Source organism: Pseudomonas sp. Irchel s3a10, assembly GCF_900187525.1.
Classification (GTDB): Bacteria; Pseudomonadota; Gammaproteobacteria; order Pseudomonadales; family Pseudomonadaceae; genus Aquipseudomonas; species Aquipseudomonas koreensis_G.
Genome location: NZ_FYDR01000011.1, coordinates 1 through 23,703, shown reverse-complemented (window position 1 = coordinate 23,703; position 23,703 = coordinate 1). Strand labels below are relative to the sequence as shown.

The window sequence follows — 23,703 nt, the reverse complement described above, 5'->3', positions numbered from 1 at the left end:
TCGTGCCCGTTCGCAAGTACCAGAATCACACCCCGCAACTCGGCAAAGGCGCGTTTGTCGACGCCTCGGCGGTGGTAATCGGCGACGTCGAAATCGGTGAAGACAGCTCCGTCTGGCCGCTGACCGTGATCCGTGGCGACATGCACCGCATCCGCATCGGTGCGCGCACCAGCGTGCAGGACGGTTGCGTGCTGCACATCACTCACGCCGGGCCGTTCAACCCAGACGGGTTTCCGTTGCTGATCGGCGATGACGTGACCATTGCCCACAAGGTCATGCTGCATGGCTGCAGCGTTGGCAGCCGCGTGTTGATCGGCATGGGCAGCATTGTCATGGACGGCGCGGTAGTCGAGGACGATGTGATCATCGGCGCCGGCAGCCTGGTGCCGCCGGGCAAGCGCCTGGAAAGCGGTTTCCTGTACGTGGGCAGCCCGGTGAAACAAGTCCGCTCGTTGACCGACAAGGAGCGCGCCTTCTTCACCTACAGCGCGGCGAACTACGTGAAGCTCAAGGACCTGCATCTGGCCGAAGGCTACGACCAGCTCTGAATCGACCTACACCTGCTCGGGATTTCTCATGCATTACCAGACCGTACTGTTCGACCTTGATGGCACCCTGACCGACCCGCGTGAGGGCATCACCCGTTCCATCCAGTTCGCTTTGAGCAAACTCGGCATCGACGAGCCGGATCTGAGCAAACTCGAACACTTCATCGGCCCGCCGCTGTTGCAGGCGTTCATGCAGTTTTACGATTTTGATGAAGCCAAGGCGTGGCAGGCGGTGAATTTTTATCGCGAACGATTCAAGGTCACCGGCCTGTATGAAAACCGCGTGTTTGATGGTGTTACGCCTTTATTGGAAACCCTGAGCGGGCAGGGACGGCAGCTGTATATCGCCACTTCGAAGCCGTGGGAATTTGCTCGCGAGATTGCCCGGCACTTTGATTTTGCCCGGCACTTCAAGGTGATCTACGGCAGTGAGCTGGATGGCACGCGGACCAACAAGGTCGAGCTGATTGCGCACCTGATTGCTGAAGAGGGGCTGGATCCGGCCAGCACGCTGATGATCGGCGACCGCAAACATGACCTGATCGGCGCGCGCAGCAACGGTATCGATGCGGCGGCAGTGGGTTATGGGTTTGGCAGTTTTGAAGAGTTGAGTGCCGAGGCGCCGGCTTATCATTTTGAGACTTTGGCCGAGTTGCATCAGGCGTTTTTGCGGCGCTGATTGGATTGCTATCGCGAGCAGGCTCACTCCTACATTTGGAATGCGTTCCTCCTGTAGGAGTGAGCCTGCTCGCGATGACGTCTTCCCAATCAACTCAACTGTTTGTTTCTGCCAATATTTTCAAAGCCGCCTTGCGTTTCTCGAGAGCTAAACCGCCTAGCTTCTCAACCTCGGCATAAAACCGCACCCAATCCCCCCCAACTTGCCTGAACAGCGCCGCAAACGCCGGCACCCACTGGTCATACAGCCCGAACGGCAACAATCGCGCATTGTTCAGCGGCATGTTCACCCACGCATCGTAGCGCTTGTCCCCGGCCCACTGGCGGTCGCGCATCAATCGATATTCGCGACGAAACTGCTCGAACGTCGTCGCTTTGCGTTCGCGCATCTGCTCGGCCGGCAGCGGCTGGGCGTAGAGCTTTTCCAGGCGCGCGCGCGTTTCCAGCACCAGCTCAATGAACTGATCGCGCTGCTTTAGCCTGGCATCGGTGTCCGGCGGCAATCCCCGAAACGCCCGCCACTGGCGGGTGCCTTCCTGTTCGACAAACGTGGCAAACGACTCGTTGAACTCGGTGTCGTCCTTCACATAGAAGCGCTGATGCGCCAGTTCATGAAAGATCAGCGTGGCCAGACGCTCATCGCCCCAGCCCATCATCGAATTGAGGATCGGGTCATTGAACCAGCCGAGGGTCGAATAGGCCTCGACGCCGCCAATCGCTACGTCCATGCCTTGCAGGCGCTGAATCGCCGCTTCGCCGCGCGCGGCGCTCTGGCTGTAGTAGCCGCGATAGGCCACGCAACCGGCGATCGGGAAGCAGTGATTCTGCGGGGTCAGGGAAAACTCCGGGGTGGCGAACACGTTCCACACCACGTACGGCCGACCAATGTCGGCGTACAGCCGATAGCTCTGGTTGTCCGGCAGGTGCAGCCGTTCACTGGCGAAGGTCCGGGCCTTTTGCGACTGGATCAGGTGTGTGCGCAGCTTAGCGTCGCGGCTCGGGTCGGCAATCACCTTGGCCACCGGCTCGCGCGCGCGCAACAACTGCAACTGACCGCTGGCCAACTGGCTGTAATAGCTGACGCTGGAACAACCGTTGAGCAACAAAAGCATCACACCCGGAAACAAAATCCGAAAAACACGATCAAGTAACCCATGGCTTGGAAGCGGCCTGCTCAAAATAAAAATCCTTTGGAAAGTCTGCCCGCAAGACTATCCCGCCATTTGGAGCTTCGCTATGCGCATGTTGTTGCTGACAGGAGGCCTGCTGACGCTGGCCGGTTGTGCCGGATTCGGAATGCCCGACCCTGACCCCTCGCAAGCCTGGATCGATCTCGATGCCCGGCAACAGGACACGGCGCTGCAAGCGCTGCAGGTCGATAGCCGGGCCACGGTCGACAAACGTTATTTCGAAGTCCAGCCCGGCAGCCATGAGCTGAAGGTGCGTTATCAGTTTCCGGTCGAAGCCACCAACATCGGCCCCGACGCCGAGCCACTGTGGCGCGACTGCCAGTTGAAGCTGACATTCAAGGAATTCAACGCCGGACAGCGTTATCAATTGCAAGCCGGCAGCATCGGGTTCCGGCCATGGGCGAAGCTCTATGACGAGCAGCGCAATGTGGTCGGCCAAGGAACCCCGGCAGGCTGCCAGCGCACGTGATCGGCGCTATGCTGGAGGTCTGAACCCCTGGACATCCCTCATGCGCAAGTTGATGTTGTTGCTCGCGGTCGGCGTTGTCGCCGGTTGCCAGACCCCGTTACCGCCGGTCGATCCGCAAATGGCCTGGGTCGACTTCTCGACTCCGACCCCTGGCGGCAAACTGCTTATGGCCGAGCGCCTGGACAATCAACGGCTGACCGATGGGCGTTTCTTTCAGGTCACGCCTGGCAGCCACGAGCTGCGGGTGCGGTTTGACTTCGAGGTGTTTGGCGGCGGCGGTGCGCTAATGACCGGCCCTGTCGAGCGGCTGTGCTATCTGTACATCCGCTACGACCATTTCGAAGCCGGCCAGCGTTATCTGCTGGAAGGTCGTTCGCTAGGGTTCACCCCGAGTGCCCGGCTGTACAACGCCAAACGTGAAATCGTCGCCGAGGATCGCGACTACAACTGCATTAACTGAGACGACTCAGCTGTCGTTCTTTTGATAGATGATCGCTTTGCTGCCGTTCTCACATGAACCGACCACCATGGCGATGTCATGTTTTGCGGCTTCTTCCTTGCTGACGATTTCCAGTGTGTAGGACGGCACTGCTTTAGCCTGAATCTTGATTTCGATCTCTTTCCTGAGTTCTTCGCAGTCTTTCGGTGCCGCAAAAACCGAGGTGGCCAGTGCACTGCAGAGGATCGCCAAGCCAATACGTTTCATTTTGAAGCTCCATAGGGCAGCGCGCACGGGCGTGCGCTGAAGCTGCTGTCAGGTATTCGACCATATTTTTGCAGCGTGGGTTCTGACTTCGCTCACATCTTCCGGGATTGCGGTAATTGTTAGATTGCCATCGCGAGCAGGCTCACTCCTACAGGGGATCCCGATTGTTCACAATTGATGTCCGCTGGAGATCGAATGTAGGAGTGAACCTGCTCGCGATGGCGCCAGTACAGTTAACGCCTGATCAGCTGACCAGCGAAGCCTCAAGCGTAATCTTCGCGTTCAACACCTTGGACACCGGGCACCCTTCCTTGGCCTTGTTGCTCAGTTCTTCAAACTGCGCCTGAGTCGCCCCCGGGATTTTCGCCTTGAGGATCAGCTTCACCGCCGTGATTGCGAAGCCGCCATCTACCTGATCCAGCGTGACTTCAGCCTGAGTATCAATGCTGTCGGCCTTCAGGCCCGCATCGCCCAGAATCATCGAAAACGCCATGGAGAAACAGCCGGCATGCGCGGCGCCGATCAGTTCTTCCGGGTTAGTGCCCTTACCGCCCTCGAAGCGAGCCTTGAAGCCGTAGGGGGCTTCTCTGAGGACACCGGTTTCAGTGGAGATCGAGCCGATGCCGGTTTTCAGATCGCCTGCCCAATGCGCGGATGCTTTCTTCACGATAGCCATGTCTGCCTCCTCAAGATCTGGCGCGGAAACGCCGCGCCGTCGTGGTTTTTACTTGCAAGGCTTCTGAGGATAGACGCCCGGACAAAGTTCAGCCCGGCTGAATCGTTGACTTTTTTAGTAGGAAATTTCATCGCGGCTATTGAAACTCGGGTATATGCCCTCATTGCATAAAACACGCTTATGGATTGGGCAGGTTTTCGTTCGCAAGAAAAACCTGCCTCCTCATTCGGAGACGCAGGTTTATGAAGCAACTGTCCGACGTAAAGTTTTCCACCCTCGACCTGGTGCCCGTGCGCGAGAACGGCAGCCCGGCGCAATCGCTGCGCAACTCGCTGGATCTGGCACAGCATGTCGAGAAGCTTGGCTACACCCGTTTCTGGGTCGCCGAACACCACAACATGGACGGCATCGCCAGCTCCGCCACGTCGGTGCTGCTGGGGTATCTGGCCGGTGGCACCTCGACGATTCGCGTCGGCTCCGGCGGGGTGATGCTGCCCAATCATGCGCCGCTGGTGATCGCCGAGCAGTTCGGTACCCTCGAAAGCCTCTATCCGGGACGCATCGATCTGGGTCTGGGCCGTGCGCCCGGCTCCGACCAGATGACCGCCCGCGCCCTGCGCCGCGAACGCTCCGGCAGTGCCGATGATTTCCCGGAAGATGTCGCCGAGCTGGCGCGCTTCCTCGGCCCGCGCACCCCGGACCAACGGGTAATCGCCATGCCCGGCACCGGCACCAATGTGCCGATCTGGTTGCTCGGTTCCAGCCTGTTCAGTGCGCAACTGGCCGGTGAGCGCGGTTTGCCCTACGCCTTCGCCTCGCACTTCGCCCCGCGCTTCATGCACGAGGCGATTCGCGTCTACCGCAACCACTTTAAGCCGTCGGCAGTGCTCGATAAACCGTACGTGATGCTCGGGGTGCCGTTGGTGGCGGCCGATACCGATGAGCAGGCCGACTACCTGGCGACCTCGGTGTATCAGCGAATTCTCGCGCTGATGCGTGGGCAGAGTCTGGTGCAGCGTCCGCCGGTGAAAACCATGGACGGCCTGTGGCTGCCCCATGAGCGCGAGGCTGTGGGGGATTTCCTCGGTCTGGCGATGGTCGGCAGCCCGCAGAAGATCCGCGCGAAGCTGGAGGTGCTGGTCGAGCAGACCCAGGCCGATGAGCTGATCTTCACCTGCGATCTGTATGAGCATGCCGATCGTCTGCACTCCTATGAATTGCTGGCCCAAGTCATGAAGGGCTGACTCTGGAATTCGGCTTCTGTGGGAGCGGGCTTGCTTGCGAAGACGGAGTGTCAGACACCCTGGATGTCGGCTGACATATCGCTTTCGCGAGCAAGCCCGCTCCCCCATTGGGAACCAGTGGCCCACAAAAAAGCCGACGCCTTCGCGTCGGCTTTTGCATTTCAGGTGCGATCAACCGCGTTTGTAGACGATTTCCTTGGCGCCACCTTCGCAAGTTCCGACGACTTTGCCGTCAGCCGCTGCACCCTTATCGACAACCTCCAGCGAATACCCGGAAACGCCCTTGGCATCCAGCTTCGCCGCAATCTCGCTTTTCAACTCTTCACAAGGCTTGCCAGCAGCCAACGCGCCACCCGCAAGGCTCAACAAACCTACTGCCAATATGAACTTCTTCATCGGTCGCACTCCCTGGTCGGATTAAAAGAGGCGGGCACCGGCTGTGCCGATGCGCTCACCTTGTAGCGCTTTGCCATTCCTATGGCACTCGGCCAGCGCGCAAGTTCAGAAGCGTAGCCCAAACTCAGCTGCTGGCAATGCGGAAGCCGACTTTGAGGGTTACCTGGAAATGCGCAGCCTTGCCGTCCTTGATGTGGCCACGGGTCTCGACCACTTCAAACCACTCCAGATGCTTGATGCTTTTGTGCGCTTCAGCCAGCGCGTTGTTGATGGCGTCCTCGATGCTGCTGGTGGACGAGCCAACCAGCTCGACTTTCTTGTACGTGTGATGGTCACTCATGGCGATCTCCTTGGCGTTTGCAATTGACGTGTGGAATTGAGACTAGCAGTCAATCTGCTCTGTGGATTTCGGTGCCGCGGCGCAAGCTAAGTTCAGATTTTCTGCACTTTCTCAAACCGCTGAAGTCCCAACCAACACACGCCACTCATCACCAATGCAGGAGAGCCACCATGGCCAACACCTCTTTACGTAAAGCCTCGTTGCAAAGCATGGAAGCCGAGATCGAGAGTCTGCTCAAATCGTTGGAAAGCCTGAAGGACGACGCGTCCGACGAGTCGCGCAAGACCCTGAAGGCGCTCAAAAGCAACGCCGAAAGCGCGCTGAAACATTCGCGCAGCCTGCTCAGCGATGCCTATGAAGAAGTCAAAGTGAAAACCCGCGAGACCGGCATCGCCACCCGCGATTACGCTCAGGAACACCCTTGGACCACCGCTGGTGTGGCGGTCGGTGCAATCGGTCTGCTCGCCGCTTACTTGCTGTTCAAGCGCGGCGAGTGATCCGTTTGGCGCAGCTCGTTCTTGAGCCACTGCGCCAGTTGCCGGGCGCGTCCATCTGCGGCGCGCTTGGGTAGCCACAATGCCAGTTGCGCCGGGGTTTCGCAGAAGCCCCACGGCGCAACCAGGCGACCGGCCTTCAAGTCTTCGGCCACCAGCGGCTCCGGGGCGATCGCCACGCCGAGTCCGGCCACTGCGGCCTCCAGCAGATAATACAAATGCTCAAAACCTTGCCCCAACTTCAACGCCTTGGCGTCGAGGTGATTTTGCTGTGCCCAACTCGGCCAGGCTTGCGGGCGCGATGTGGTGTGCAGCAGCGGTTCACTGAGCAAGGCTGACGCGGGCGCTGCTTGCAGGCGTTGATTCCCGCTGAACAGCGGGCTCAGTACCGGGCCGATGCGTTCTGCGGCCAATTCGTAGACCTGCATGTCTGCCGGCCATGGCGGCTCGGCGAACAGCAGCAAGGCATCGAGTCCGGGGCGTCTAGGGTCGAGATCACCTTCACCGGCGGACAGATGCAGTCGCAAGTCCGGCAAATCTGCGTTGAGCCGCCCCAGGCGTGGGATGAACCAGCGTGCCAGCAGACTGCCGGAGCAGCCGAGCACGAACGGCGCGTCAGCGGTGCTCTGCGTCAGCTCGGCGCACACACTGCGCAAGCGATCGAACGCCTCACCGCTGGCATCTCGCAGACGAACACCGGCATCTGTGAGTTTCAAGCCGCGACCGTCCTTGACGAACAGGCTCACGCCCAGATGCTCTTCGAGCAGTTTGAGCTGGCGGCTGACCGCCCCGTGGGTGACGTGCAGCTGTTCGGCCGCCTGGCTGACGCTGTTCAGCCGGGCGGTGGCTTCGAACGCGCGCAGGGCGTTCAGCGGGGGAAGGTCGTGGCTCATGGTATCTGTGAGTTTTCCTGACAGGTTGTGGCGATCTTATCGGTTTTCAGTCTGGAAGGTCAGGGGTAGAGTGGCGTCATTGTCTTCTGACCCGAATTCACCTGGAGCAAATCATGACCCAGACTTCGAACACCTCCAACCTGCGCAGCGGCCCTGACGATAACGGCCTGTTCGGCGCGTTCGGCGGCCGCTACGTGGCGGAAACCCTGATGCCGTTGATCCTCGATCTGGCCCGCGAATACGAGGCGGCCAAGGAAGATCCGGCGTTCAAGGAAGAGCTGGCCTACTTCCAGCGTGACTATGTCGGACGTCCGAGCCCGCTGTATTTCGCCGAGCGTCTGACCGAGTTCTGCGGTGGCGCGAAGATCTACCTCAAGCGCGAAGAGCTGAACCATACCGGCGCGCACAAGATCAACAACTGCATCGGCCAGATCCTGCTGGCGCGGCGCATGGGCAAGAAACGCATCATCGCCGAGACCGGTGCCGGCATGCACGGCGTTGCAACGGCCACCGTGGCCGCGCGTTTCGGTCTGGACTGCGTGATCTACATGGGCACCACGGACATCGAACGTCAGCAGGCCAACGTGTTCCGCATGAAGCTGCTGGGTGCCGAAGTGATTCCGGTGGTCGCCGGTACCGGTACTCTGAAAGACGCGATGAACGAAGCGCTGCGTGACTGGGTGACCAACGTCGACAGCACCTTCTACCTGATCGGCACCGTGGCCGGCCCGCACCCGTACCCAGCCATGGTGCGCGACTTCCAGGCGGTGATCGGCAAGGAGACCCGCGAGCAGTTGCAAGCTCAGGAAGGTCGTCTGCCGGACAGCCTGGTGGCGTGCATCGGTGGCGGTTCCAACGCCATGGGCCTGTTCCACCCATTCCTTGACGACCAGAGCGTCGAGATCATCGGCGTCGAAGCGGCCGGTTACGGCATCGAAACCGGCAAGCACGCGGCGAGCCTCAATGGCGGCGTACCGGGTGTGCTGCACGGCAACCGTACTTTCCTGCTGCAGGACGACGATGGCCAGATCATCGACGCCCACTCGATTTCCGCCGGCCTCGACTATCCGGGCATCGGCCCTGAGCACGCCTGGTTGCATGACATCGGCCGCGTTCAATACACCTCGGTCACCGACGACGAAGCCCTCGCCGCGTTCCACCAGTGCTGCCGCCTCGAAGGCATCATCCCGGCACTGGAAAGCGCGCATGCGCTGGCTGAAGTGTTCAAACGCGCACCGAAACTGCCGAAGGATCACCTGATGGTGGTCAACCTCTCCGGCCGCGGCGACAAAGACATGCAGACCGTCATGCACCATATGGAACAGTCGAAGCAGGAGAAACACTGATGAGCCGCCTGCAAACCCGTTTTGCCGACCTCAAGCAACAGAACCGCGCCGCGCTGGTGACCTTCGTCACCGCCGGTGATCCGGACTACGACACCTCGCTGGCGATCCTCAAAGGGTTGCCGGGCGCTGGCGCCGACGTGATCGAGCTGGGCATGCCGTTCACCGATCCGATGGCCGATGGTCCGGCGATTCAACTGGCGAACATCCGTGCCTTGGGCGCCAAGCAGAATCTGGCGAAAACCCTGCAGATGGTGCGTGAGTTCCGCGAAGGCAACAGCGACACGCCGCTGGTGCTGATGGGCTACTTCAATCCGATCCACATGTATGGCGTTGAGCGTTTTATCGCTGATGCCAAGGAAGCGGGGGTCGACGGTCTGATCGTGGTCGACATGCCGCCAGAGCACAACAATGAACTGTGCGACCCGGCACAGGCTGCGGGTCTGGACTTCATCCGCCTGACCACCCCGACCACTGATGATGCGCGTCTGCCGAAAGTGCTCAATGGCAGTTCGGGCTTCGTTTACTACGTGTCGGTGGCCGGTGTGACCGGTGCCGGTGCCGCGACTCTGGAGCATGTCGAAGAAGCGGTGACTCGTCTGCGTCGACACACTGACCTGCCGATCAGCATCGGTTTCGGTATCCGTACTCCGGAGCAGGCCGCTTCCATCGCCCGCTTGGCGGACGGTGTGGTGGTGGGTTCGGCACTGATCGATCACATCGCCAATGCGACCACGCCGGCCCAGGCTGTCGATGGTGTGCTGGGCCTGTGCAAGGCGCTGTCCGAAGGCGTGCGTAAGGCCCGCGTCAGCTAAAGGTAAAGTTCCTGATACAGAGGAATTAGCGCCTCACAACGCAACCTAATCGAGCAAGACCGAGGGATTCAGAACCACGTTCTGAATCCCTTTTTGCTGTTGGTGCAGTGAGGAAAGACCTGATGAAAATGCCGAAACGTCTGATTGCCGGACTGGGCGTGCTGATGCTCAGCGCGACGCCGCTGCTGGCCTGCGCCGATCCACGCGATGATCATGACCACGGCGGCCCGCAGCAGGGCCACTACGATAACCGCGGTGACGATCACCGTGGCCCGCAGAACGACCACCGAGGTGGCCCGCCACGCGACTTCGGCCCGGTGCGCCAGACCATTCGCGACAATCATGGCTACTTCGTGCGCGGTGCACCGCCACCGCCGGGCATTCGTCTGGAACGTGGCCGGCCGTTGCCGCACGGTTATTACGGCGAGCGGCTGGACGGTCGGGCACTGAGTCGTTTGCCGGTGTATCCGGGTTATGAATGGCGCCGGGCCGGTGGTGACATTGTGCTGATCGCGGTGGGTACCGGGATCGTTTACGAAATTCTGGATGGTGTTTTGTACTGATTTGGCACGATCATCTGTGGCGAGGGAGCTTGCTCCCGCTGGGGCGCGGAGCGGCCCTGAAAATTCGGCATTCAACCGATTTACGACTGCTGCGCAGCCGAGCGGGAGCAAGCTCCCTCGCCACAAGACTCAGTTCCAGTCTTCTGTCTCAGGGTAGCTCCAGCCCGCCGGACGCCTTGTGCAGTTTGCGCAGATGCTCGCCGATCTGCTTCACGTTGGCTTCGCTGGCGGCAATTTCGGCCGCTCGTTGGGGTTCCAGCAACTTGCGCACCTCCGTGTCCAGATCGCCGCTCAGCGCCAGCAGTTGTTTCTGGCGTTGGGCGCTTTCGTCCTGCAGGCGCTTGAACTCGCTTGGTTGCGGCAGACCGTAGCCGCGGCTATCGAGCAGTTCCGCCGGGCGACTGAGGAAGCCACTGTTGGCGAGAATTTCCTGCAGGGTCGCGTTGGCCTTGTCCATGCCACCGTTTTCCAGCTCCCGGGCGCCGAGGTAACGCTGCTTGACCTCGTCCTGGGCCAGCAGCAACTGGCGGCGATAACTGGCCTGCTCCAGCAGCAGCAATGCGGCGCTGGTACGCAAGTCGGCGCGTTCGAACCACTCACGGCGTTCTTCGGCTGTCAGCGAAAGCCATTCCTCAACAGTGTTCTGCTTGATCGGCAACTGCTTCTTCAGCACATCGAACATCGCCTGATAGCGATCGCGGAACGAGTCGAAGCGATAACCCAGGCGCAGGGCTTCCTTGGGATTGTCGAGTACGCTGGTGTCGGCCAGCCCCCGGCCTTTTAGCACTTCGAGCAAGCCGTTGGGCATGATGCTGTCCAGACCGACAAGTTGCTTGTTGTTGCTGCCGCTGCGCAGCAGCTTCAGGCCTTCCACCGCGCAGTTGTTCGACAGGAAGAAGTAGTTGCCGTCATAGCTCCAGTGCATTTCGGCAGCGTGTTCGACCACACCTTCGATCTCGTCGCGTGACAGGTTCAATGGCACCGAGGCGAGGCTGCGCAATTCAGTCTTGGTGTATTCGTCGATGACCTGCGCAAGCGGCAGGACGAACAGGCGTGACGGATATTTGCCGACCAGTCCGTCCCAGCTCGACAGCTGCACGTCGCCGACAAAGGCGCGGTAGGACAGCACCAGATGTTGATCAAGGTCGAGCCGGCAATCCGGCCCACGCGGGCGACCCGGTGCGCAGATCACCAGGCGCAACATGCTGTGACCCCAGCGGCTGACCCAGTTCTGGTTGGCTTCGGCCAGCAAATAGTCGACGGCATATACCCGCTCCGGGTCGACCTGACCCAAGGGTTGCTTGGCGAAGTCGTTGCCGGCGTTGAGAAAGGCGAAGGTGTTGCTGCAGGTGTCCTTGACCGGTGGTGCCCAGCCGAAATGCTCCTTGTAGTAGCGATAGAGCGCTGGCCGCCGACAGGCATAGCTCGGGTCGAGGAGGAAATACTCCATGTTGACCGCGACAAACTCTTTCGGGCTGGAGATCTCGTACAGGTCCGGGCTGCGCGCGATCTGTCGGTTGTGCTGTTCGCGTTCACCGCGGCGGCCGACATATTGCTGCCAGCCGGCGAGGTCGAGCAGGCGCGGGTCATCGCTTAGGGTGAAGCGCCGCTCTGTCTGGCCGCGACACTCATCGGGAATACCAATCAGCCCGGCGCTGTTGAAGCGTCGGCTGCAACGCTGGCTCAGCGTGCGCTCGGCGGCGGGCCACAGGCGCGCGCGGTCATAAATGTGGGTGAGTTCGTGCAGCACCGTTGCCAGCAGCTCCTGGCGTACCGTGCCGTGGGGGCGATTGGTTTTCTCTTTTGCTGCGCTACCGTCGGTGAGGCCTGCGAGTAGTTTGCGATTCAGGTCGAGTTCCGCGACCAGGGTCGCCTGGCCGTAGGCGTTACCGGGCATGTCGTCGGTCCAGCCGACGTCGATGCGCCGATCCAGCTGTTCGACGAAGCTGGGCGGCAGTTTTTGCATCGCTTCATCAAGCAGCGCCTGGCTGGCCTGCTGTTGAGCGGGGCTCAGACCGTCGGTCTTGAGCCGCAATTGCAGGCTGGCGTGGGCGCTGTTGCCAAGCAGCAACAACGCCCCGGCCAGCAGCCAGGTGCCGAGTGACTTCACAGTGCGAGGATGGCTTCGGCGAGCACCTGATCACTGGCGTCGCGGGCTTCCGGCACGCGCGTGCGCAAGGTATTGAGCGCAGCTTCCAGGTGCGCACCACGGATATCGCCGTTGGTGGCAACGAAGCTGGCGGCATCGTCGTGGGCTTCGCGGATGATTTTCGAATCGCGAATCGACGTGGTGGTATCGGAGGTGAAATCGATGGTGCGCTGGGAGGCACGAACGATGATGTTACTGGTGGCTACCAGGGTGTGCGCCTGGGCCACGTCGGCCAACAAAAACAGGCCAAGGGCGGCAGCAATCAGCGGGCTACGCATGGAACGACTCCGGAGGGCAATGATAACGAAGGGATCAAGATAACTATTGGACGAGAATTGCCTGTGCCAGTTCAAGGTCGCTGACATGAAGTTTTGGTCGGGATTTGCGCAGGTAATGCAGTGCGGATTCGAGCTGCGCGCCGCGCAATTGACCGTCACTGGCAACAAACACCGCCGCGTCATCGTGAGCGGCGATGATCAGTTTACGGTCGAATGGTGCGGAAGACACCATCCCAGTTGCCCAAACGCTGACCACGGTGTTTTGAGTGGAGATATCAAAGGCATCGACCGAGGTCGCCCAGAAGGCGCTGATCAGCACAGAAGGAAAAAGCAGTCTGAATAAACGCATGAGACTCGGTAACGGTTAACGAACCTCAAGGCTAGCGCAAATGCCCGGGCCAGAGCCAGCGGCGAAACATCGGGACACGACTGGCGTGTCCCGTCTGACAGCGGCAGATCAGATCGCGAGGATGGCTTGCGCCAGTTGGAAGTCAGTCGCGTTCAGTTGCGGTGCCTGATGGCGGATCAGGTCCAGGGCACTTTCCAGTTTCACGCCACGAATTTGGCCTTCGCTGGCGACGAAGCTGGCAGCGTCGTCACGGGCAGCAATCACGACTTTGTTGTCACGCAGCGAAGAGCTGACGTCGGAGGTGGCATCCGAAGAGGACTTCAGCGCGCCAACCACAGCGTCGGTGGTCACGATGAAGCTGGAGGCGCTGGCGTTGGCAGCCACGGCGAGCAATGCGGCAGCGCTGAGCAGGCGAAGACGGGACATGGGGTATCTCCTGAAAGTAAACCGTTTTGAGAGGTGGCTTGTGTCTGATGTGTCAGACGCGGGTAACAGAAGATTCGCCACGTTCCGGTGTGGATATTAGGCCTGTATGCGGCGTTCGGACAGTGGGCAGAATGCTAGCGCCAGCAGGGGCTCTCCGGTTCATTCGGTCGCTCGGAATGCCCGAGGCCCTGATCCGCGGGATCGCGGTGATTCAGCTGAGCCAGCAGGCGTCGCGTTCCGGCGTGCTCCATCCCTTGTCAAAGCCACGCAGCAAGCGCGGACGAACGAGCGGCTGGATCGGAATTGCGGAAACATCCTGTAAGTTTTTCATGGTGTTTTCTTTAAGCCGGGATGGATTGAAGCCTGGCGATGCCCGATGCAGATAGCCAGGCAGATAAACCGATGCAAAATTGTACTGGTGCAAATCTTGTTTTTTTGAACTGTACTTGTTGCCCCAGTGAATCGCTTCTCGGGACGTTTTCGAACCCCGAAACGACAAAACCCGTCGCGGTTTCCCGCGACGGGTCTTGTTTTTTCAATTCGGGTTGCTGGCGGTGGGTCTAACGACCAGAGCCAGCGACGCTACTTAGCGCCAGAACGGCTTGCTCAGCTCTTCGTAGCGTTGTGCTTCGCTGATACCGGCGTCAGCCAGCAGACGCGAATCCAGACGAGCCAGTTGGTGGCGGCTGGAGATGCGGCGCTGCCACAACATCAGGTTGGCGATAACGCGCAGAGGCAGGGAAGCCTGGGTTTTTGCAGCTTTGTCTTCGAAGAACAGTTCGGAACTGAGTGTACGTTCCATGGTTGACATCCTTCCGCTTGTGGCGGGATCAGGTAGTGGTTTGACTGGTGCCCATGATCCTCTCGTTTGCCTAGTCTCTCTAGATACAGTTCAACTGTATTGTGAGTGACCAGTTAACTGTTTATAGGGGGTGTACGGGTCAAAATTGAGCAAACTGTACCTGTCTGCACTTAACTGGTGCATTTTTAGTCTGTTCGTGGGAAATAGTAGGAAAAAGGTGTAGGAAAGCACCGGTACAGTAGTACAGTTTTTTCCAGAAAAGGCTGATGAATAAAACCGCTGATACAAACTGTGTTTGCATCAGCGGTTTGACTGTGTGAATTACACTGCGAGCATGCGGCCGGTTTCTTCCAGGTTCATGTGCCAGCTCAAAGCGTCACGCAGAATGTGCGGGGTATGACCACCGATGGCGCAGGCAGCGGTGAAGTAGTCATTCAGCGCCTGGCGGTAATCGGGATGCACACAATTGTCGATGATCACCCGGGCGCGTTCGCGCGGGGCCAGGCCACGCAAGTCCGCCAGACCCACCTCAGTCACCAGAATGTCGACGTCATGCTCGGTGTGGTCAACGTGGCTGACCATCGGCACCACGCTGGAAATCGCCCCGCCCTTGGCGATCGACTTGGTTACGAACACTGCCAGGTGCGCGTTGCGTGCGAAGTCGCCCGAGCCACCAATGCCATTCATCATCCGCGTGCCGCAGACGTGGGTGGAGTTGACGTTGCCGTAGATATCGAACTCCAGCGCGGTGTTGATGCCGATGATACCCAGGCGCCGGACTACTTCCGGATGATTGGAGATTTCCTGCGGCCGCAGCACCAGTTTGTCTTTGTACTTCTCCAGGTTGCCGAACACATCGCTGTTGCGCCGCTCCGACAGGGTGATCGAGCTGCCCGAGGCGAAGCTCAGCTTGCCTGCATCAATCAGGTCGAAGGTCGAGTCCTGCAACACTTCGGAGTACATGGTCAGGTCTTCGAACGGCGAATCGATCAGACCGCACATCACCGCGTTGGCGATGTTGCCGATCCCGGCCTGCAACGGGCCGAGCTTGTTGGTCATGCGCCCGGCATCGACTTCCTGCTTGAAGAAGGTGATCAGGTGTTCGGCGATAGCGTTGGTGTCGACATCCGGGGTTGATACCGTGGACGGCGAATCCGCCTGCTGGGTGATGACGATGGCGACAATCTTCTCCGGCGGGATCGGGATCGCGGTGCTGCCGATGCGGTCGTCGACTTTCACCAGCGGGATCGGCGTGCGCGTCGGGCGATAGGTCGGGATATAGATGTCATGCAGGCCTTCGAGATTGGCGTTGTGCGCCAGGTTGATCTCGACAATCACCTGCTTGGCGAAAATCGCGAAGCTGGCCGAGTTGCCCACCGAGGTGGTCGGCACGATGTGACCCTGTTCGGTGATGGCCACGGCTTCGATCACCGCGATATCCGGCAGCTTCAGTTGCTGGTTGCGCAGTTGCTCGACGGTTTCCGACAAGTGCTGGTCGATGAACATCACTTCGCCGGCGTTGATTGCCTTGCGCAAGGTGCTGTCGACCTGGAACGGCATGCGCCGCGACAACACGCCGGCTTCGGTCAGTTGCTTGTCGAGGTCGTTGCCCAGGCTCGCACCGGTCATCAGGCTGATCTTCAGCGGCGTGACCTTGGCTCGCTCGGCCAGTGCGTGAGGGACGGCTTTGGCTTCGCCTGCGCGGGTGAAGCCGCTCATGCCGACGGTCATGCCGTCTTCAATCAGCGCGGCGGCGTCGGCGGCGCTCATCACTTTATCCAACAACGAAGGCAGGCGAATACGGTCACGGTACATGGATTATTTTCTCGGGAAGCGAGTAGCAGGATGCGCAGTCTAGTGAATTTCGCGGGCGCCTGTCCCGCTACCAAGGTCGCAAACGAGGCGTCTATTTAGCGGGTTTCAAGTAAAACACCGTTACTGGATCTGCAACAACGTGGCAAATTGTCCGACGCTTTGCGCAAACAAAAACGCCCCGACAAGTCGGGGCGTCCGGTGCAACTGCGGAGGATTACTCGACCGCTTTGACCATGTCTTCGATGACTTTCTTCGCGTCGCCGAAGACCATCATGGTCTTGTCCAGGTAGAACAGTTCGTTGTCCAGACCGGCATAGCCGCTGGCCATCGAGCGTTTGTTGACGATGATGGTCTTGGCCTTGAACGCTTCGAGAATCGGCATGCCGGCAATCGGCGATTTCGGATCGTTCTTGGCGGCCGGGTTGACCACGTCGTTGGCGCCGAGCACCAGCACCACGTCGGCCTGGCCGAACTCGGAGTTGATGTCTTCCATCTCGAACACCTGGTCGTAAGGCACTTCGGCCTCGGCGAGCAGGACGTTCATGTGCCCGGGCATGCGACCGGCCACCGGGTGGATCGCGTACTTCACGGTCACGCCACGGTGGGTCAGCTTCTCGGTCAGCTCTTTCAAGGCGTGTTGCGCGCGCGCCACCGCCAGGCCGTAACCCGGAACGATGATCACGGTGTCGGCGTTGGTCAGCAGGAAGGTTGCGTCGTCTGCCGAACCGGACTTAACTGGACGGGCTTCTTTCGCACCGGCAGGTCCTGCGTCGGCCGTGTTGCCGAAACCACCGAGCAGGACATTAAAGAAGGAACGGTTCATCGCCTTGCACATGATGTACGAGAGAATCGCACCGCTCGAACCCACCAGCGAACCGGCGATGATCAGCATTGAGTTGTTCAGCGAGAAGCCGATACCCGCTGCAGCCCAGCCCGAGTAACTGTTGAGCATCGACACCACCACCGGCATGTCGGCGCCGCCGATCGGGATGATGATCAGCACGCCCATCACGAACGCCAGGGCCAGCATCAGCGCGAACGCTGCGAGGTTGCCGGTGAGCATGAAGGTCACGCCCAGCACCAGTGTCGCCAGACCGAGTACCGCGTTCAGCTTGTGCTGACCGGCGAACTGTACCGGCGCACCCTGGAACAGACGGAACTTGTACTTGCCCGACAGCTTGCCGAAGGCGATCACCGAACCGGAGAAGGTGATTGCACCGATCGCCGCTCCGAGGAACAGCTCCAGACGGTTGCCCGCCGGGATCGAATCGCCCAGTTGCTTGACGATGCCCAGCGATTGCGGCTCGACCACCGCGGCAATGGCGATGAACACCGCCGCCAGACCGATCATGCTGTGCATGAACGCGACCAGTTCCGGCATCTTGGTCATTTCAACGCGCTTGGCCATGATCGAGCCGGCGGTGCCGCCAATCAGCAGGCCGACGATCACGTAACCGATACCCGCAGTCGCCAGCTCAGCCCCAAGCTTATAGATGAGGCCGACAGTGGTGAGGATGGCCAGCGCCATGCCGAGCATGCCGAACAGGTTGCCGCGCCGCGATGTGGTCGGGTGCGACAGGCCTTTAAGGGCCTGGATAAAGCAGATCGACGCGATCAGGTAGAGCGTCGTGACGAGATTCATGCTCATTACTTCGGCGCCTCTTCTTTTGCTTTCGGGGCTTTCTTCTTGAACATCTCAAGCATGCGGCGGGTGACCAGGAAGCCACCAAACACGTTGACCGCCGCCAGTGCCACGGCGAGGGTGCCCATGGTCTTGCCCAGCGGCGTGACGGTCAGCGCAGCGGCAAGCATGGCGCCGACGATCACGATCGCCGAAATGGCGTTGGTCACCGCCATCAACGGCGTATGCAACGCAGGCGTAACGTTCCAGACCACGTGATAACCGACATAAATCGCCAGCACGAAGATGATCAGGTTGTAGATACCGGGGGAGATAAGCTCTTCCATCGTCTGAATCCCTGCTTAGGCGTTTTTGCGGATGACTTGGCCGTCGCGGCACATCAGGCACGCGGCGACGATGTCGTCTTCGAGGTTGACGTCGAACTGGCCTTCTTTGGTGAACACCAGCTTGAGGAAGTCCAGCAGGTTGCGGGCGTACAGCGCCGAGGCGTCTGCAGCGACTTCACCGGCGAGGTTGGTCGGGCCGACGATGGTCACGCCGTTCTCGACCACAACCTGATCGGCCACGGTCAGCGGGCAGTTGCCACCCTGGGCCGCTGCGAGGTCGATGACCACCGAGCCTGGCTTCATCTGCGCCACGGTTTCCGCGCTCAGCAATACGGGTGCCTTGCGGCCCGGGATCAGTGCGGTGGTGATGACGATGTCGGCCTGCTTGGCGCGTTCGTGCACAGCCTGGGCCTGACGTTGCATCCAGCTCGCCGGCATCGGGCGAGCGTAACCGCCGACACCGACCGCGCATTCACGCTCTTCGTCAGTCTCGTAAGGCACATCGACGAACTTGGCGCCGAGGGATTCGATCTGTTCCTTCACCGCCGGACGCACGTCAGACGCTTCGATCACCGCACCCAGACGTTTCGCTGTGGCAATCGCCTGCAACCCGGCCACACCGGCGCCCAGAATCAGCACGCGCGCCGCTTTCACGGTGCCCGCAGCGGTCATCAGCATCGGCATGAAGCGTGGATAGTAGTGCGCGGCCAGCAATACCGCCTTGTAGCCGGCGATGTTCGCTTGCGACGACAACACATCGAGACTCTGCGCCCGAGACGTACGCGGCGCCGCTTCCAGGGCGAACGCAGTAATCCCGCACTCGGCCATTTTCGCGATGGTTTCGTTATCGAAGGGGTTGAGCATGCCAACCAGCACCGTGCCGCGCTTGATCAGCGCCAGTTCGGCGTCGCTGGGGGCGACCACTTTGAGAATCAGCTCGGCAGCGAACGCATCGTTGGCACTGCCAATGGTTGCGCCCGCCGCTTCATAGGCACTGTCGACAACACTGGCTTTTACGCCGGCGCCGGTTTGCACAGTGACCTTATGACCTTGGCTGATCAGCTTTTTAATGGTTTCCGGGGTTGCAGCAACCCGTGTTTCACCGGTCTGGGTTTCGAGAGGAACACCAATGTGCACGTCAAATCTCCTGCGTGATCTTATTGAGTAAACCCAGGCACTGCGGATGGTGCGACTGGGGCGGCCGATCAGCACGATCCCGCCAAATCAGGGCGGGGCGCGGCATTTTGCAGGCGAACTTTATGCCCTTCAAGGGATTATGACGGGTGACGGAAAATTAACTACAAGTCATCCCGTGACCGAATGTCGCAGATGCCCAGTTGAATCCCTTGCAGGCCGTGCCTTGCAAGGATTCTGGCTGAATTTGAAAAAAATTCTCATCGGTGGCGTGAATAGGCCGTAATGAGTCGTGGATGGAGGCTCAAAGCCACGTCGGCAGGCGCTTGTGGGACGTCTGTACGACTTTCGGATACAGTCTGCGATTTTGCGACAAATACTTATATCTGTAGGGCTTTTATTTTCCTGACTACCGGGTTAGCAATCGTTGTATGCCTTTATTCTTCTAGGCTGTAGCTGTGTGCTTGGTTGACCAGCCAATCACGAAAAGCCTTGAGTGATGCCGATTCGACCTTTCGCTCCGGAATCATCAGGTAATACGCCTTGATGCTGGAGAGGGCATTCGGGTTGGCGATCACCAGGCGTTTCTCTGCCAGTTCGCGCTGAATCAGAAACGGTGGAATCAGCGCGATCCCCATGTCGTGCATGGCCGCCTGGGCCAGCATGGAGAATAGCTCGTAGCGCGGGCCTGTCATGTCGCGGGGGATGTTCAGGTGCTGTGAGTTGAACCACTGGCGCCAGGCGTAGGGGCGTGTGGTTTGCTGCAGCAGAGGCAGCTCGGCGATCTCGTCAGGTGTCAGATGTGTCCTGCTGCCGAGTAGGGCGGGGCTGCACACCGGCATGGGATTTTCTCCCATCAACCTATGGGATTCAGTACCCGACCAATCGGCGTCGCCAAAGTAGATCGCCGCGTCGAAATCAGTGTCGGCAAACAGGAACGGGCGGGTGCGGTTGGTCAGGTTGACCGTTACTTCCGGGTGCTTGAGTTGGAAGTCCTTGAGGCGTGGCAGCAGCCATTGGGTGCCGAAGGTAGGCACCACCGCCAGTTCAATTACATTGGTGCCCTGCTGGCCCATCACCGAGAGCGTGTCGCGCTCCACGGCGTCCAGTTGCGTGGCCACCCGACGGCTGTAGGAAAGGCCCGCTTCCGTCAGTTTCACTCCGCGTCGCGAGCGTCGGAACAGTTCCACGCTGAGGAAATCCTCAAGGCTGGCGATCTGTCGGCAAATGGCGCCCTGAGTGAGGGAAAGTTCTTCGGCAGCCTTGGTAAAGCTTTCGTGGCGAGCGGCGGCTTCGAAGCTGATCAGGGCAGCGGTGCTGGGAATCTTCCTGCGCATGTACGTCAACCTCACTAATGCGCCGCATAAAAGGCATTCAGCGACGTTTCGGAGTGAGAAATTAGCACAACAGGATGCGAAATCCTCGTTTGCCGCGCTGGCAAAGCGGGCCTAGGATCAATGCCACGTTAATTCACCGATTTGCGAGGACACACTCATGGGCGGTAAAGCTAGCTTCAACTGGATCGATCCCCTGCTGCTGGATCAACAGCTCACCGAAGAAGAGCGCATGATCCGCGACACCGCCGCCACGTTCGCTCAGCAGAGCCTGGCGCCACGCGTGCTTGAAGCGTTCCGCCATGAGAAAACCGATCCGGCAATCTTCCGCGAAATGGGCGAAGTCGGTCTGCTCGGTGCGACCATCCCTGAGCAGTACGGTGGCAGCGGCCTGAACTACGTCAGCTACGGCCTGATCGCCCGTGAAGTGGAGCGTGTCGACTCCGGCTACCGTTCGATGATGAGCGTGCAGTCCTCGCTGGTGATGGTGCCAATCAACGAATTCGGCACAGAAGCCCAGAAACAGAAGTACCTGCCGAAACTGGCCTCCGGTGAATGGATCGGCTGCTTCGGTCTGACCGAGCCAAACCATGGTTCTGACCCGGGTGCGATGATCACCCGTGCGCGCAAAGTCGACGGCGGCTACAGCCTGACCGGCGCAAAGATGTGGATCACCAACAGCCCGATCGCCGATGTGTTTGTGGTCTGGGCCAAGGACGATGCCGGCGACATTCGTGGTTTCGTGCTGGAGAAAGGCTGGAAGGGCCTGAGTGCACCGGCGATTCACGGCAAGGTCGGTCTGCGTGCTTCGATCACCGGCGAAATCGTCATGGACAACGTGTTTGTCCCGGAAGAGAACATCTTCCCGGACGTGCGCGGTCTGAAAGGCCCGTTCACGTGCCTCAACTCCGCACGTTACGGCATCTCCTGGGGCGCGTTGGGCGCTGCCGAGTTCTGCTGGCACACCGCTCGCCAGTACACCCTCGATCGTCAGCAGTTCGGGCGTCCATTGGCCGCTACCCAATTGATCCAGAAGAAGCTGGCCGACATGCAGACCGAGATCACTCTGGCGCTGCAAGGTTGCCTGCGTCTGGGCCGTATGAAGGATGAGGGCACTGCGGCGGTCGAAATCACCTCGATCATGAAGCGCAACTCCTGTGGCAAGTCGCTGGATATCGCGCGCATGGCTCGTGACATGTTGGGCGGCAACGGTATCTCCGATGAATTCGGTGTGGCCCGTCACCTGGTCAACCTGGAAGTGGTGAATACCTATGAAGGTACTCACGACGTTCATGCGCTGATCCTCGGTCGCGCGCAAACCGGTCTGCAGGCGTTCTATTAACAGGAGAGCGACCATGGGCGCGCTGTCGCATCTGCGGGTACTGGATTTATCGCGCGTGCTGGCCGGGCCTTGGGCCGGGCAGATTCTCGCCGACCTTGGCGCCGAGGTGATCAAGGTCGAGCGCCCGGGCAATGGCGACGACACGCGCGCGTGGGGGCCGCCCTTCCTTAAGGACGCTTATGGTGAGAACACCAGCGAGGCGGCTTATTACCTGTCGGCCAACCGCAACAAGCAATCGGTAACGATCGACTTCACCCGACCTGAAGGGCAGCAGCTTGTACGGGACCTCGCGGCGAAGTCGGACATCCTGATCGAGAACTTCAAGGTTGGAGGGCTGGCCGCTTATGGGCTGGACTATGAGTCGCTCAAAGCGATCAATCCGGACCTGATCTATTGTTCGATCACCGGGTTTGGTCAAACCGGGCCGTATGCCAAGCGGGCCGGTTATGACTTCATGATCCAGGGGCTGGGCGGGCTGATGAGCCTGACCGGTCGCCCTGAAGGTGATGAAGGCGCCGGGCCGGTGAAGGTGGGGGTGGCGCTGACGGATATCCTCACGGGACTGTATTCGACCGTGGCGATTCTGGCAGCGCTGGCTCATCGTGATCACGATGGAGGCGGCCAGCACATCGATATGGCTCTGCTGGATGTGCAGGTCGCATGTCTGGCGAACCAGGCAATGAACTACCTGACTACCGGCAATGCGCCGAAACGTCTGGGTAATGCACATCCGAACATCGTGCCCTATCAGGACTTCCCGACGGCTGATGGCGATTTCATTCTTACCGTTGGCAATGACGGCCAGTTCCGCAAGTTTGCCGAGGTGGCGGGGCAGCCGCAGTGGGCGGACGATCCGCGTTTCGCGACTAACAAGCTGCGGGTGGCTAATCGCGCGGTGTTGATTCCGCTGATCCGTCAGGCGACGGTCTTCAAGACCACTGCCGAATGGGTGGCGCAGTTGGAGCAGGCGGGCGTGCCTTGTGGGCCGATCAATGATCTGTCCCAGGTGTTTGACGATCCGCAGGTGAAAGCGCGTGGGTTGGCGATAGAGCTCCCGCATGCACTGGCCGGGATGGTTCCGCAGGTAGCGAGTCCGATCCGGCTGTCGCAGACGCCTGTCGAGTACCGTCGTGCGCCTCCTTTATTGGGCGAGCATACGTTGGAGGTTCTGCAGCGGGTGCTGGGTCTGGGAGCTGGCGCGGTGGAGGCGCTCAGGGCTGATGGGGTGCTTTGAGTATCCCCTCTATATAGAGGAGGCGTTTCCCAGCCTATATATAAGTGTCGCTGTGTGTTTTTTGACCGATCTGTAAGTCGTTGAAAGAAAAGTGAAATTAACGGTTGACGGCAGATTCAGGAGGTCTATAATTCGCCCCACTTCCGGCGCAGTCGAAACGGAAAACTCCTTGAGATTCAATGAGTTATGCAATTTTCGACAGCGAGTTGCTTCAGTTCATCGAAGCCTGGAAGGAGTTGAAAGGGCGTTGATGTTTGGCTCTTTTGACGGTTCGATCTTCTCGGTCGAAAGCGGTGAAAAAGAGGTGTTGACAGCAGCGTGTAACGCTGTAGAATTCGCCTCCCGCTGACGAGAGATCGGAAGCGCAAGTGGTTGAAGTTGTTGAAGAATTCTTCGAAAACTTCTGAAAATAATCACTTGACAGCAAATGAGGCTGCTGTAGAATGCGCGCCTCGGTTGAGACGAAAGATCTTAACCAACCGCTCTTTAACAACTGAATCAAGCAATTCGTGTGGGT

The 23,703-nt window shown here is 59.7% G+C and carries 28 protein-coding genes; 11 read left to right on the top strand and 17 right to left on the bottom strand.

Going from position 1 to position 23,703, the window contains the following annotated elements:
- Positions 1–2 precede the first annotated feature (2 nt).
- Entirely contained in the window at positions 3–548 is a 546-nt protein-coding gene (locus CKW11_RS24305) for a gamma carbonic anhydrase family protein (RefSeq protein ID WP_095139718.1), read from the top strand.
- A 28-nt stretch (positions 549–576) separates the two neighbouring features.
- Positions 577–1,227 (top strand): HAD family hydrolase, encoded by a 651-nt coding sequence (locus tag CKW11_RS24300; RefSeq protein WP_095139717.1) that lies wholly within the window; start codon positions 577–579, stop codon positions 1,225–1,227.
- Between the two features lie 94 nt (positions 1,228–1,321).
- On the opposite strand, the gene CKW11_RS24295 is transcribed toward CKW11_RS24300, so the two are convergent.
- Positions 1,322–2,404 (bottom strand): aminopeptidase, encoded by a 1,083-nt coding sequence (locus CKW11_RS24295; protein WP_095139716.1) that lies wholly within the window; start codon positions 2,402–2,404, stop codon positions 1,322–1,324.
- 58 nt (positions 2,405–2,462) lie between these two features.
- On the opposite strand from CKW11_RS24295, the gene CKW11_RS24290 reads away from it, so the two are divergent.
- Positions 2,463–2,885 carry a hypothetical protein gene (locus CKW11_RS24290; RefSeq protein ID WP_047297483.1) on the top strand — a complete coding sequence of 141 codons (423 nt, stop codon included), beginning with the start codon at positions 2,463–2,465 and terminating at the stop codon, positions 2,883–2,885.
- Positions 2,886–2,925: 40 nt separating this feature from the next.
- Positions 2,926–3,345 carry a hypothetical protein gene (locus CKW11_RS24285; protein WP_095139715.1) on the top strand — a complete coding sequence of 140 codons (420 nt, stop codon included), beginning with the start codon at positions 2,926–2,928 and terminating at the stop codon, positions 3,343–3,345.
- A 6-nt stretch (positions 3,346–3,351) separates the two neighbouring features.
- On the opposite strand, the gene CKW11_RS24280 is transcribed toward CKW11_RS24285, so the two are convergent.
- Together CKW11_RS24280 and CKW11_RS24275 are read right to left on the bottom strand one after the other, a co-directional pair.
- Entirely contained in the window at positions 3,352–3,591 is a 240-nt protein-coding gene (locus tag CKW11_RS24280; RefSeq protein ID WP_047297485.1) for a DUF1161 domain-containing protein, read from the bottom strand.
- 244 nt (positions 3,592–3,835) lie between these two features.
- Positions 3,836–4,267, bottom strand: a complete 432-nt coding sequence (locus CKW11_RS24275; RefSeq protein WP_034152273.1) for an OsmC family protein — start codon at positions 4,265–4,267, stop codon at positions 3,836–3,838.
- 242 nt (positions 4,268–4,509) lie between these two features.
- Between CKW11_RS24275 and CKW11_RS24270 the strand changes: the two genes are divergently transcribed.
- On the top strand, positions 4,510–5,511 hold the full coding sequence (locus CKW11_RS24270) for an LLM class flavin-dependent oxidoreductase (RefSeq protein ID WP_027610203.1): 1,002 nt from the start codon (positions 4,510–4,512) through the stop codon (positions 5,509–5,511).
- Between the two features lie 171 nt (positions 5,512–5,682).
- On the opposite strand, the gene CKW11_RS24265 is transcribed toward CKW11_RS24270, so the two are convergent.
- Positions 5,683–5,907 carry a DUF1161 domain-containing protein gene (locus CKW11_RS24265; protein ID WP_047597082.1) on the bottom strand — a complete coding sequence of 75 codons (225 nt, stop codon included), beginning with the start codon at positions 5,905–5,907 and terminating at the stop codon, positions 5,683–5,685.
- A 124-nt stretch (positions 5,908–6,031) separates the two neighbouring features.
- The gene (locus CKW11_RS24260; RefSeq protein ID WP_095139714.1) at positions 6,032–6,247 is read right to left on the bottom strand and encodes a dodecin; all 216 of its coding nucleotides are present in this window, start codon (positions 6,245–6,247) and stop codon (positions 6,032–6,034) included.
- A 170-nt stretch (positions 6,248–6,417) separates the two neighbouring features.
- Between CKW11_RS24260 and CKW11_RS24255 the strand changes: the two genes are divergently transcribed.
- Positions 6,418–6,744 carry a YqjD family protein gene (locus CKW11_RS24255; RefSeq protein ID WP_003220391.1) on the top strand — a complete coding sequence of 109 codons (327 nt, stop codon included), beginning with the start codon at positions 6,418–6,420 and terminating at the stop codon, positions 6,742–6,744.
- Here the strand turns inward: CKW11_RS24255 and CKW11_RS24250 are convergent.
- The gene (locus tag CKW11_RS24250) at positions 6,717–7,634 is read right to left on the bottom strand and encodes a LysR family transcriptional regulator (protein WP_095139713.1); all 918 of its coding nucleotides are present in this window, start codon (positions 7,632–7,634) and stop codon (positions 6,717–6,719) included. The genes CKW11_RS24255 and CKW11_RS24250 overlap by 28 nt on opposite strands.
- A gap of 113 nt (positions 7,635–7,747) precedes the next feature.
- On the opposite strand from CKW11_RS24250, the gene trpB reads away from it, so the two are divergent.
- From trpB to CKW11_RS24235, 3 genes are all read left to right on the top strand, one after another.
- Positions 7,748–8,980, top strand: coding sequence for a tryptophan synthase subunit beta (gene trpB, locus CKW11_RS24245; protein WP_041074734.1), 1,233 nt, complete (start codon positions 7,748–7,750; stop codon positions 8,978–8,980).
- Positions 8,980–9,792: a tryptophan synthase subunit alpha gene (gene trpA, locus CKW11_RS24240; RefSeq protein WP_095139712.1), complete on the top strand. Its 813-nt coding sequence runs from the start codon at positions 8,980–8,982 to the stop codon at positions 9,790–9,792. The genes trpB and trpA overlap by 1 nt, the downstream gene beginning before the upstream one ends.
- A 122-nt stretch (positions 9,793–9,914) precedes the next feature.
- Positions 9,915–10,355, top strand: a complete 441-nt coding sequence (locus CKW11_RS24235) for an anti-virulence regulator CigR family protein (protein ID WP_095139711.1) — start codon at positions 9,915–9,917, stop codon at positions 10,353–10,355.
- Between the two features lie 148 nt (positions 10,356–10,503).
- Here CKW11_RS24235 and CKW11_RS24230 read toward each other — a convergent pair whose 3' ends face one another.
- The 11 genes from CKW11_RS24230 to CKW11_RS24180 all read right to left on the bottom strand — a co-directional run bounded on the left by CKW11_RS24230 (position 10,504) and on the right by CKW11_RS24180 (position 20,613).
- A complete protein-coding gene (locus CKW11_RS24230) occupies positions 10,504–12,465 on the bottom strand; it encodes a DUF4105 domain-containing protein (RefSeq protein ID WP_095139710.1) in 1,962 nt (653 codons plus the stop codon).
- Positions 12,462–12,782, bottom strand: a complete 321-nt coding sequence (locus tag CKW11_RS24225; RefSeq protein ID WP_007911662.1) for a DUF2388 domain-containing protein — start codon at positions 12,780–12,782, stop codon at positions 12,462–12,464. The genes CKW11_RS24230 and CKW11_RS24225 overlap by 4 nt, the downstream gene beginning before the upstream one ends.
- A gap of 43 nt (positions 12,783–12,825) precedes the next feature.
- On the bottom strand, positions 12,826–13,131 hold the full coding sequence (locus tag CKW11_RS24220) for a DUF2388 domain-containing protein (RefSeq protein ID WP_095139709.1): 306 nt from the start codon (positions 13,129–13,131) through the stop codon (positions 12,826–12,828).
- A gap of 108 nt (positions 13,132–13,239) precedes the next feature.
- The gene (locus CKW11_RS24215) at positions 13,240–13,557 is read right to left on the bottom strand and encodes a DUF2388 domain-containing protein (RefSeq protein WP_007962831.1); all 318 of its coding nucleotides are present in this window, start codon (positions 13,555–13,557) and stop codon (positions 13,240–13,242) included.
- Positions 13,558–13,768: 211 nt separating this feature from the next.
- A complete protein-coding gene (locus CKW11_RS28935; RefSeq protein ID WP_256582138.1) occupies positions 13,769–13,981 on the bottom strand; it encodes a hypothetical protein in 213 nt (70 codons plus the stop codon).
- Positions 13,982–14,143: 162 nt separating this feature from the next.
- A complete protein-coding gene (locus tag CKW11_RS24205) occupies positions 14,144–14,359 on the bottom strand; it encodes a DUF1127 domain-containing protein (protein WP_003220409.1) in 216 nt (71 codons plus the stop codon).
- Between the two features lie 321 nt (positions 14,360–14,680).
- The gene (locus tag CKW11_RS24200) at positions 14,681–16,174 is read right to left on the bottom strand and encodes an acetyl-CoA hydrolase/transferase family protein (protein WP_095139708.1); all 1,494 of its coding nucleotides are present in this window, start codon (positions 16,172–16,174) and stop codon (positions 14,681–14,683) included.
- Between the two features lie 214 nt (positions 16,175–16,388).
- A complete protein-coding gene (locus CKW11_RS24195; protein WP_095139707.1) occupies positions 16,389–17,822 on the bottom strand; it encodes an NAD(P)(+) transhydrogenase (Re/Si-specific) subunit beta in 1,434 nt (477 codons plus the stop codon).
- Positions 17,822–18,142, bottom strand: coding sequence for an NAD(P) transhydrogenase subunit alpha (locus CKW11_RS24190; RefSeq protein WP_003220416.1), 321 nt, complete (start codon positions 18,140–18,142; stop codon positions 17,822–17,824). The genes CKW11_RS24195 and CKW11_RS24190 overlap by 1 nt, the downstream gene beginning before the upstream one ends.
- A 15-nt stretch (positions 18,143–18,157) precedes the next feature.
- On the bottom strand, positions 18,158–19,279 hold the full coding sequence (locus tag CKW11_RS24185) for a Re/Si-specific NAD(P)(+) transhydrogenase subunit alpha (protein WP_095139706.1): 1,122 nt from the start codon (positions 19,277–19,279) through the stop codon (positions 18,158–18,160).
- A gap of 434 nt (positions 19,280–19,713) precedes the next feature.
- Positions 19,714–20,613: a LysR family transcriptional regulator gene (locus tag CKW11_RS24180; protein ID WP_095139705.1), complete on the bottom strand. Its 900-nt coding sequence runs from the start codon at positions 20,611–20,613 to the stop codon at positions 19,714–19,716.
- A gap of 157 nt (positions 20,614–20,770) precedes the next feature.
- Here CKW11_RS24180 and CKW11_RS24175 point away from each other — a divergent pair, with 157 nt between their 5' ends.
- Both CKW11_RS24175 and CKW11_RS24170 read left to right on the top strand, forming a co-directional pair.
- Positions 20,771–21,952: an acyl-CoA dehydrogenase gene (locus CKW11_RS24175; protein WP_095139704.1), complete on the top strand. Its 1,182-nt coding sequence runs from the start codon at positions 20,771–20,773 to the stop codon at positions 21,950–21,952.
- 13 nt (positions 21,953–21,965) lie between these two features.
- The gene (locus CKW11_RS24170; RefSeq protein ID WP_095139703.1) at positions 21,966–23,186 is read left to right on the top strand and encodes a CaiB/BaiF CoA-transferase family protein; all 1,221 of its coding nucleotides are present in this window, start codon (positions 21,966–21,968) and stop codon (positions 23,184–23,186) included.
- Positions 23,187–23,703 lie beyond the last annotated feature (517 nt).

Coding starts and splice junctions, on each gene's coding strand:
- CKW11_RS24250 (WP_095139713.1), bottom strand. CDS start 7,634: ATGAGCCACGACCTTCCCCCGCTGAACGCCCTGCGCGCGTTCGAAGCC.
- CKW11_RS24285 (WP_095139715.1), top strand. CDS start 2,926: ATGCGCAAGTTGATGTTGTTGCTCGCGGTCGGCGTTGTCGCCGGTTGC.
- CKW11_RS24235 (WP_095139711.1), top strand. CDS start 9,915: ATGAAAATGCCGAAACGTCTGATTGCCGGACTGGGCGTGCTGATGCTC.
- CKW11_RS24180 (WP_095139705.1), bottom strand. CDS start 20,613: ATGCGCAGGAAGATTCCCAGCACCGCTGCCCTGATCAGCTTCGAAGCC.
- CKW11_RS24290 (WP_047297483.1), top strand. CDS start 2,463: ATGCGCATGTTGTTGCTGACAGGAGGCCTGCTGACGCTGGCCGGTTGT.
- CKW11_RS24200 (WP_095139708.1), bottom strand. CDS start 16,174: ATGTACCGTGACCGTATTCGCCTGCCTTCGTTGTTGGATAAAGTGATG.
- CKW11_RS24300 (WP_095139717.1), top strand. CDS start 577: ATGCATTACCAGACCGTACTGTTCGACCTTGATGGCACCCTGACCGAC.
- CKW11_RS24170 (WP_095139703.1), top strand. CDS start 21,966: ATGGGCGCGCTGTCGCATCTGCGGGTACTGGATTTATCGCGCGTGCTG.
- CKW11_RS24175 (WP_095139704.1), top strand. CDS start 20,771: ATGGGCGGTAAAGCTAGCTTCAACTGGATCGATCCCCTGCTGCTGGAT.
- CKW11_RS24265 (WP_047597082.1), bottom strand. CDS start 5,907: ATGAAGAAGTTCATATTGGCAGTAGGTTTGTTGAGCCTTGCGGGTGGC.
- CKW11_RS24275 (WP_034152273.1), bottom strand. CDS start 4,267: ATGGCTATCGTGAAGAAAGCATCCGCGCATTGGGCAGGCGATCTGAAA.
- trpB (WP_041074734.1), top strand. CDS start 7,748: ATGACCCAGACTTCGAACACCTCCAACCTGCGCAGCGGCCCTGACGAT.
- CKW11_RS24205 (WP_003220409.1), bottom strand. CDS start 14,359: ATGGAACGTACACTCAGTTCCGAACTGTTCTTCGAAGACAAAGCTGCA.
- CKW11_RS24190 (WP_003220416.1), bottom strand. CDS start 18,142: ATGGAAGAGCTTATCTCCCCCGGTATCTACAACCTGATCATCTTCGTG.
- CKW11_RS24255 (WP_003220391.1), top strand. CDS start 6,418: ATGGCCAACACCTCTTTACGTAAAGCCTCGTTGCAAAGCATGGAAGCC.
- CKW11_RS24220 (WP_095139709.1), bottom strand. CDS start 13,131: ATGCGTTTATTCAGACTGCTTTTTCCTTCTGTGCTGATCAGCGCCTTC.
- CKW11_RS24280 (WP_047297485.1), bottom strand. CDS start 3,591: ATGAAACGTATTGGCTTGGCGATCCTCTGCAGTGCACTGGCCACCTCG.
- CKW11_RS24270 (WP_027610203.1), top strand. CDS start 4,510: ATGAAGCAACTGTCCGACGTAAAGTTTTCCACCCTCGACCTGGTGCCC.
- trpA (WP_095139712.1), top strand. CDS start 8,980: ATGAGCCGCCTGCAAACCCGTTTTGCCGACCTCAAGCAACAGAACCGC.
- CKW11_RS24225 (WP_007911662.1), bottom strand. CDS start 12,782: ATGCGTAGCCCGCTGATTGCTGCCGCCCTTGGCCTGTTTTTGTTGGCC.
- CKW11_RS24215 (WP_007962831.1), bottom strand. CDS start 13,557: ATGTCCCGTCTTCGCCTGCTCAGCGCTGCCGCATTGCTCGCCGTGGCT.
- CKW11_RS24195 (WP_095139707.1), bottom strand. CDS start 17,822: ATGAGCATGAATCTCGTCACGACGCTCTACCTGATCGCGTCGATCTGC.
- CKW11_RS24260 (WP_095139714.1), bottom strand. CDS start 6,247: ATGAGTGACCATCACACGTACAAGAAAGTCGAGCTGGTTGGCTCGTCC.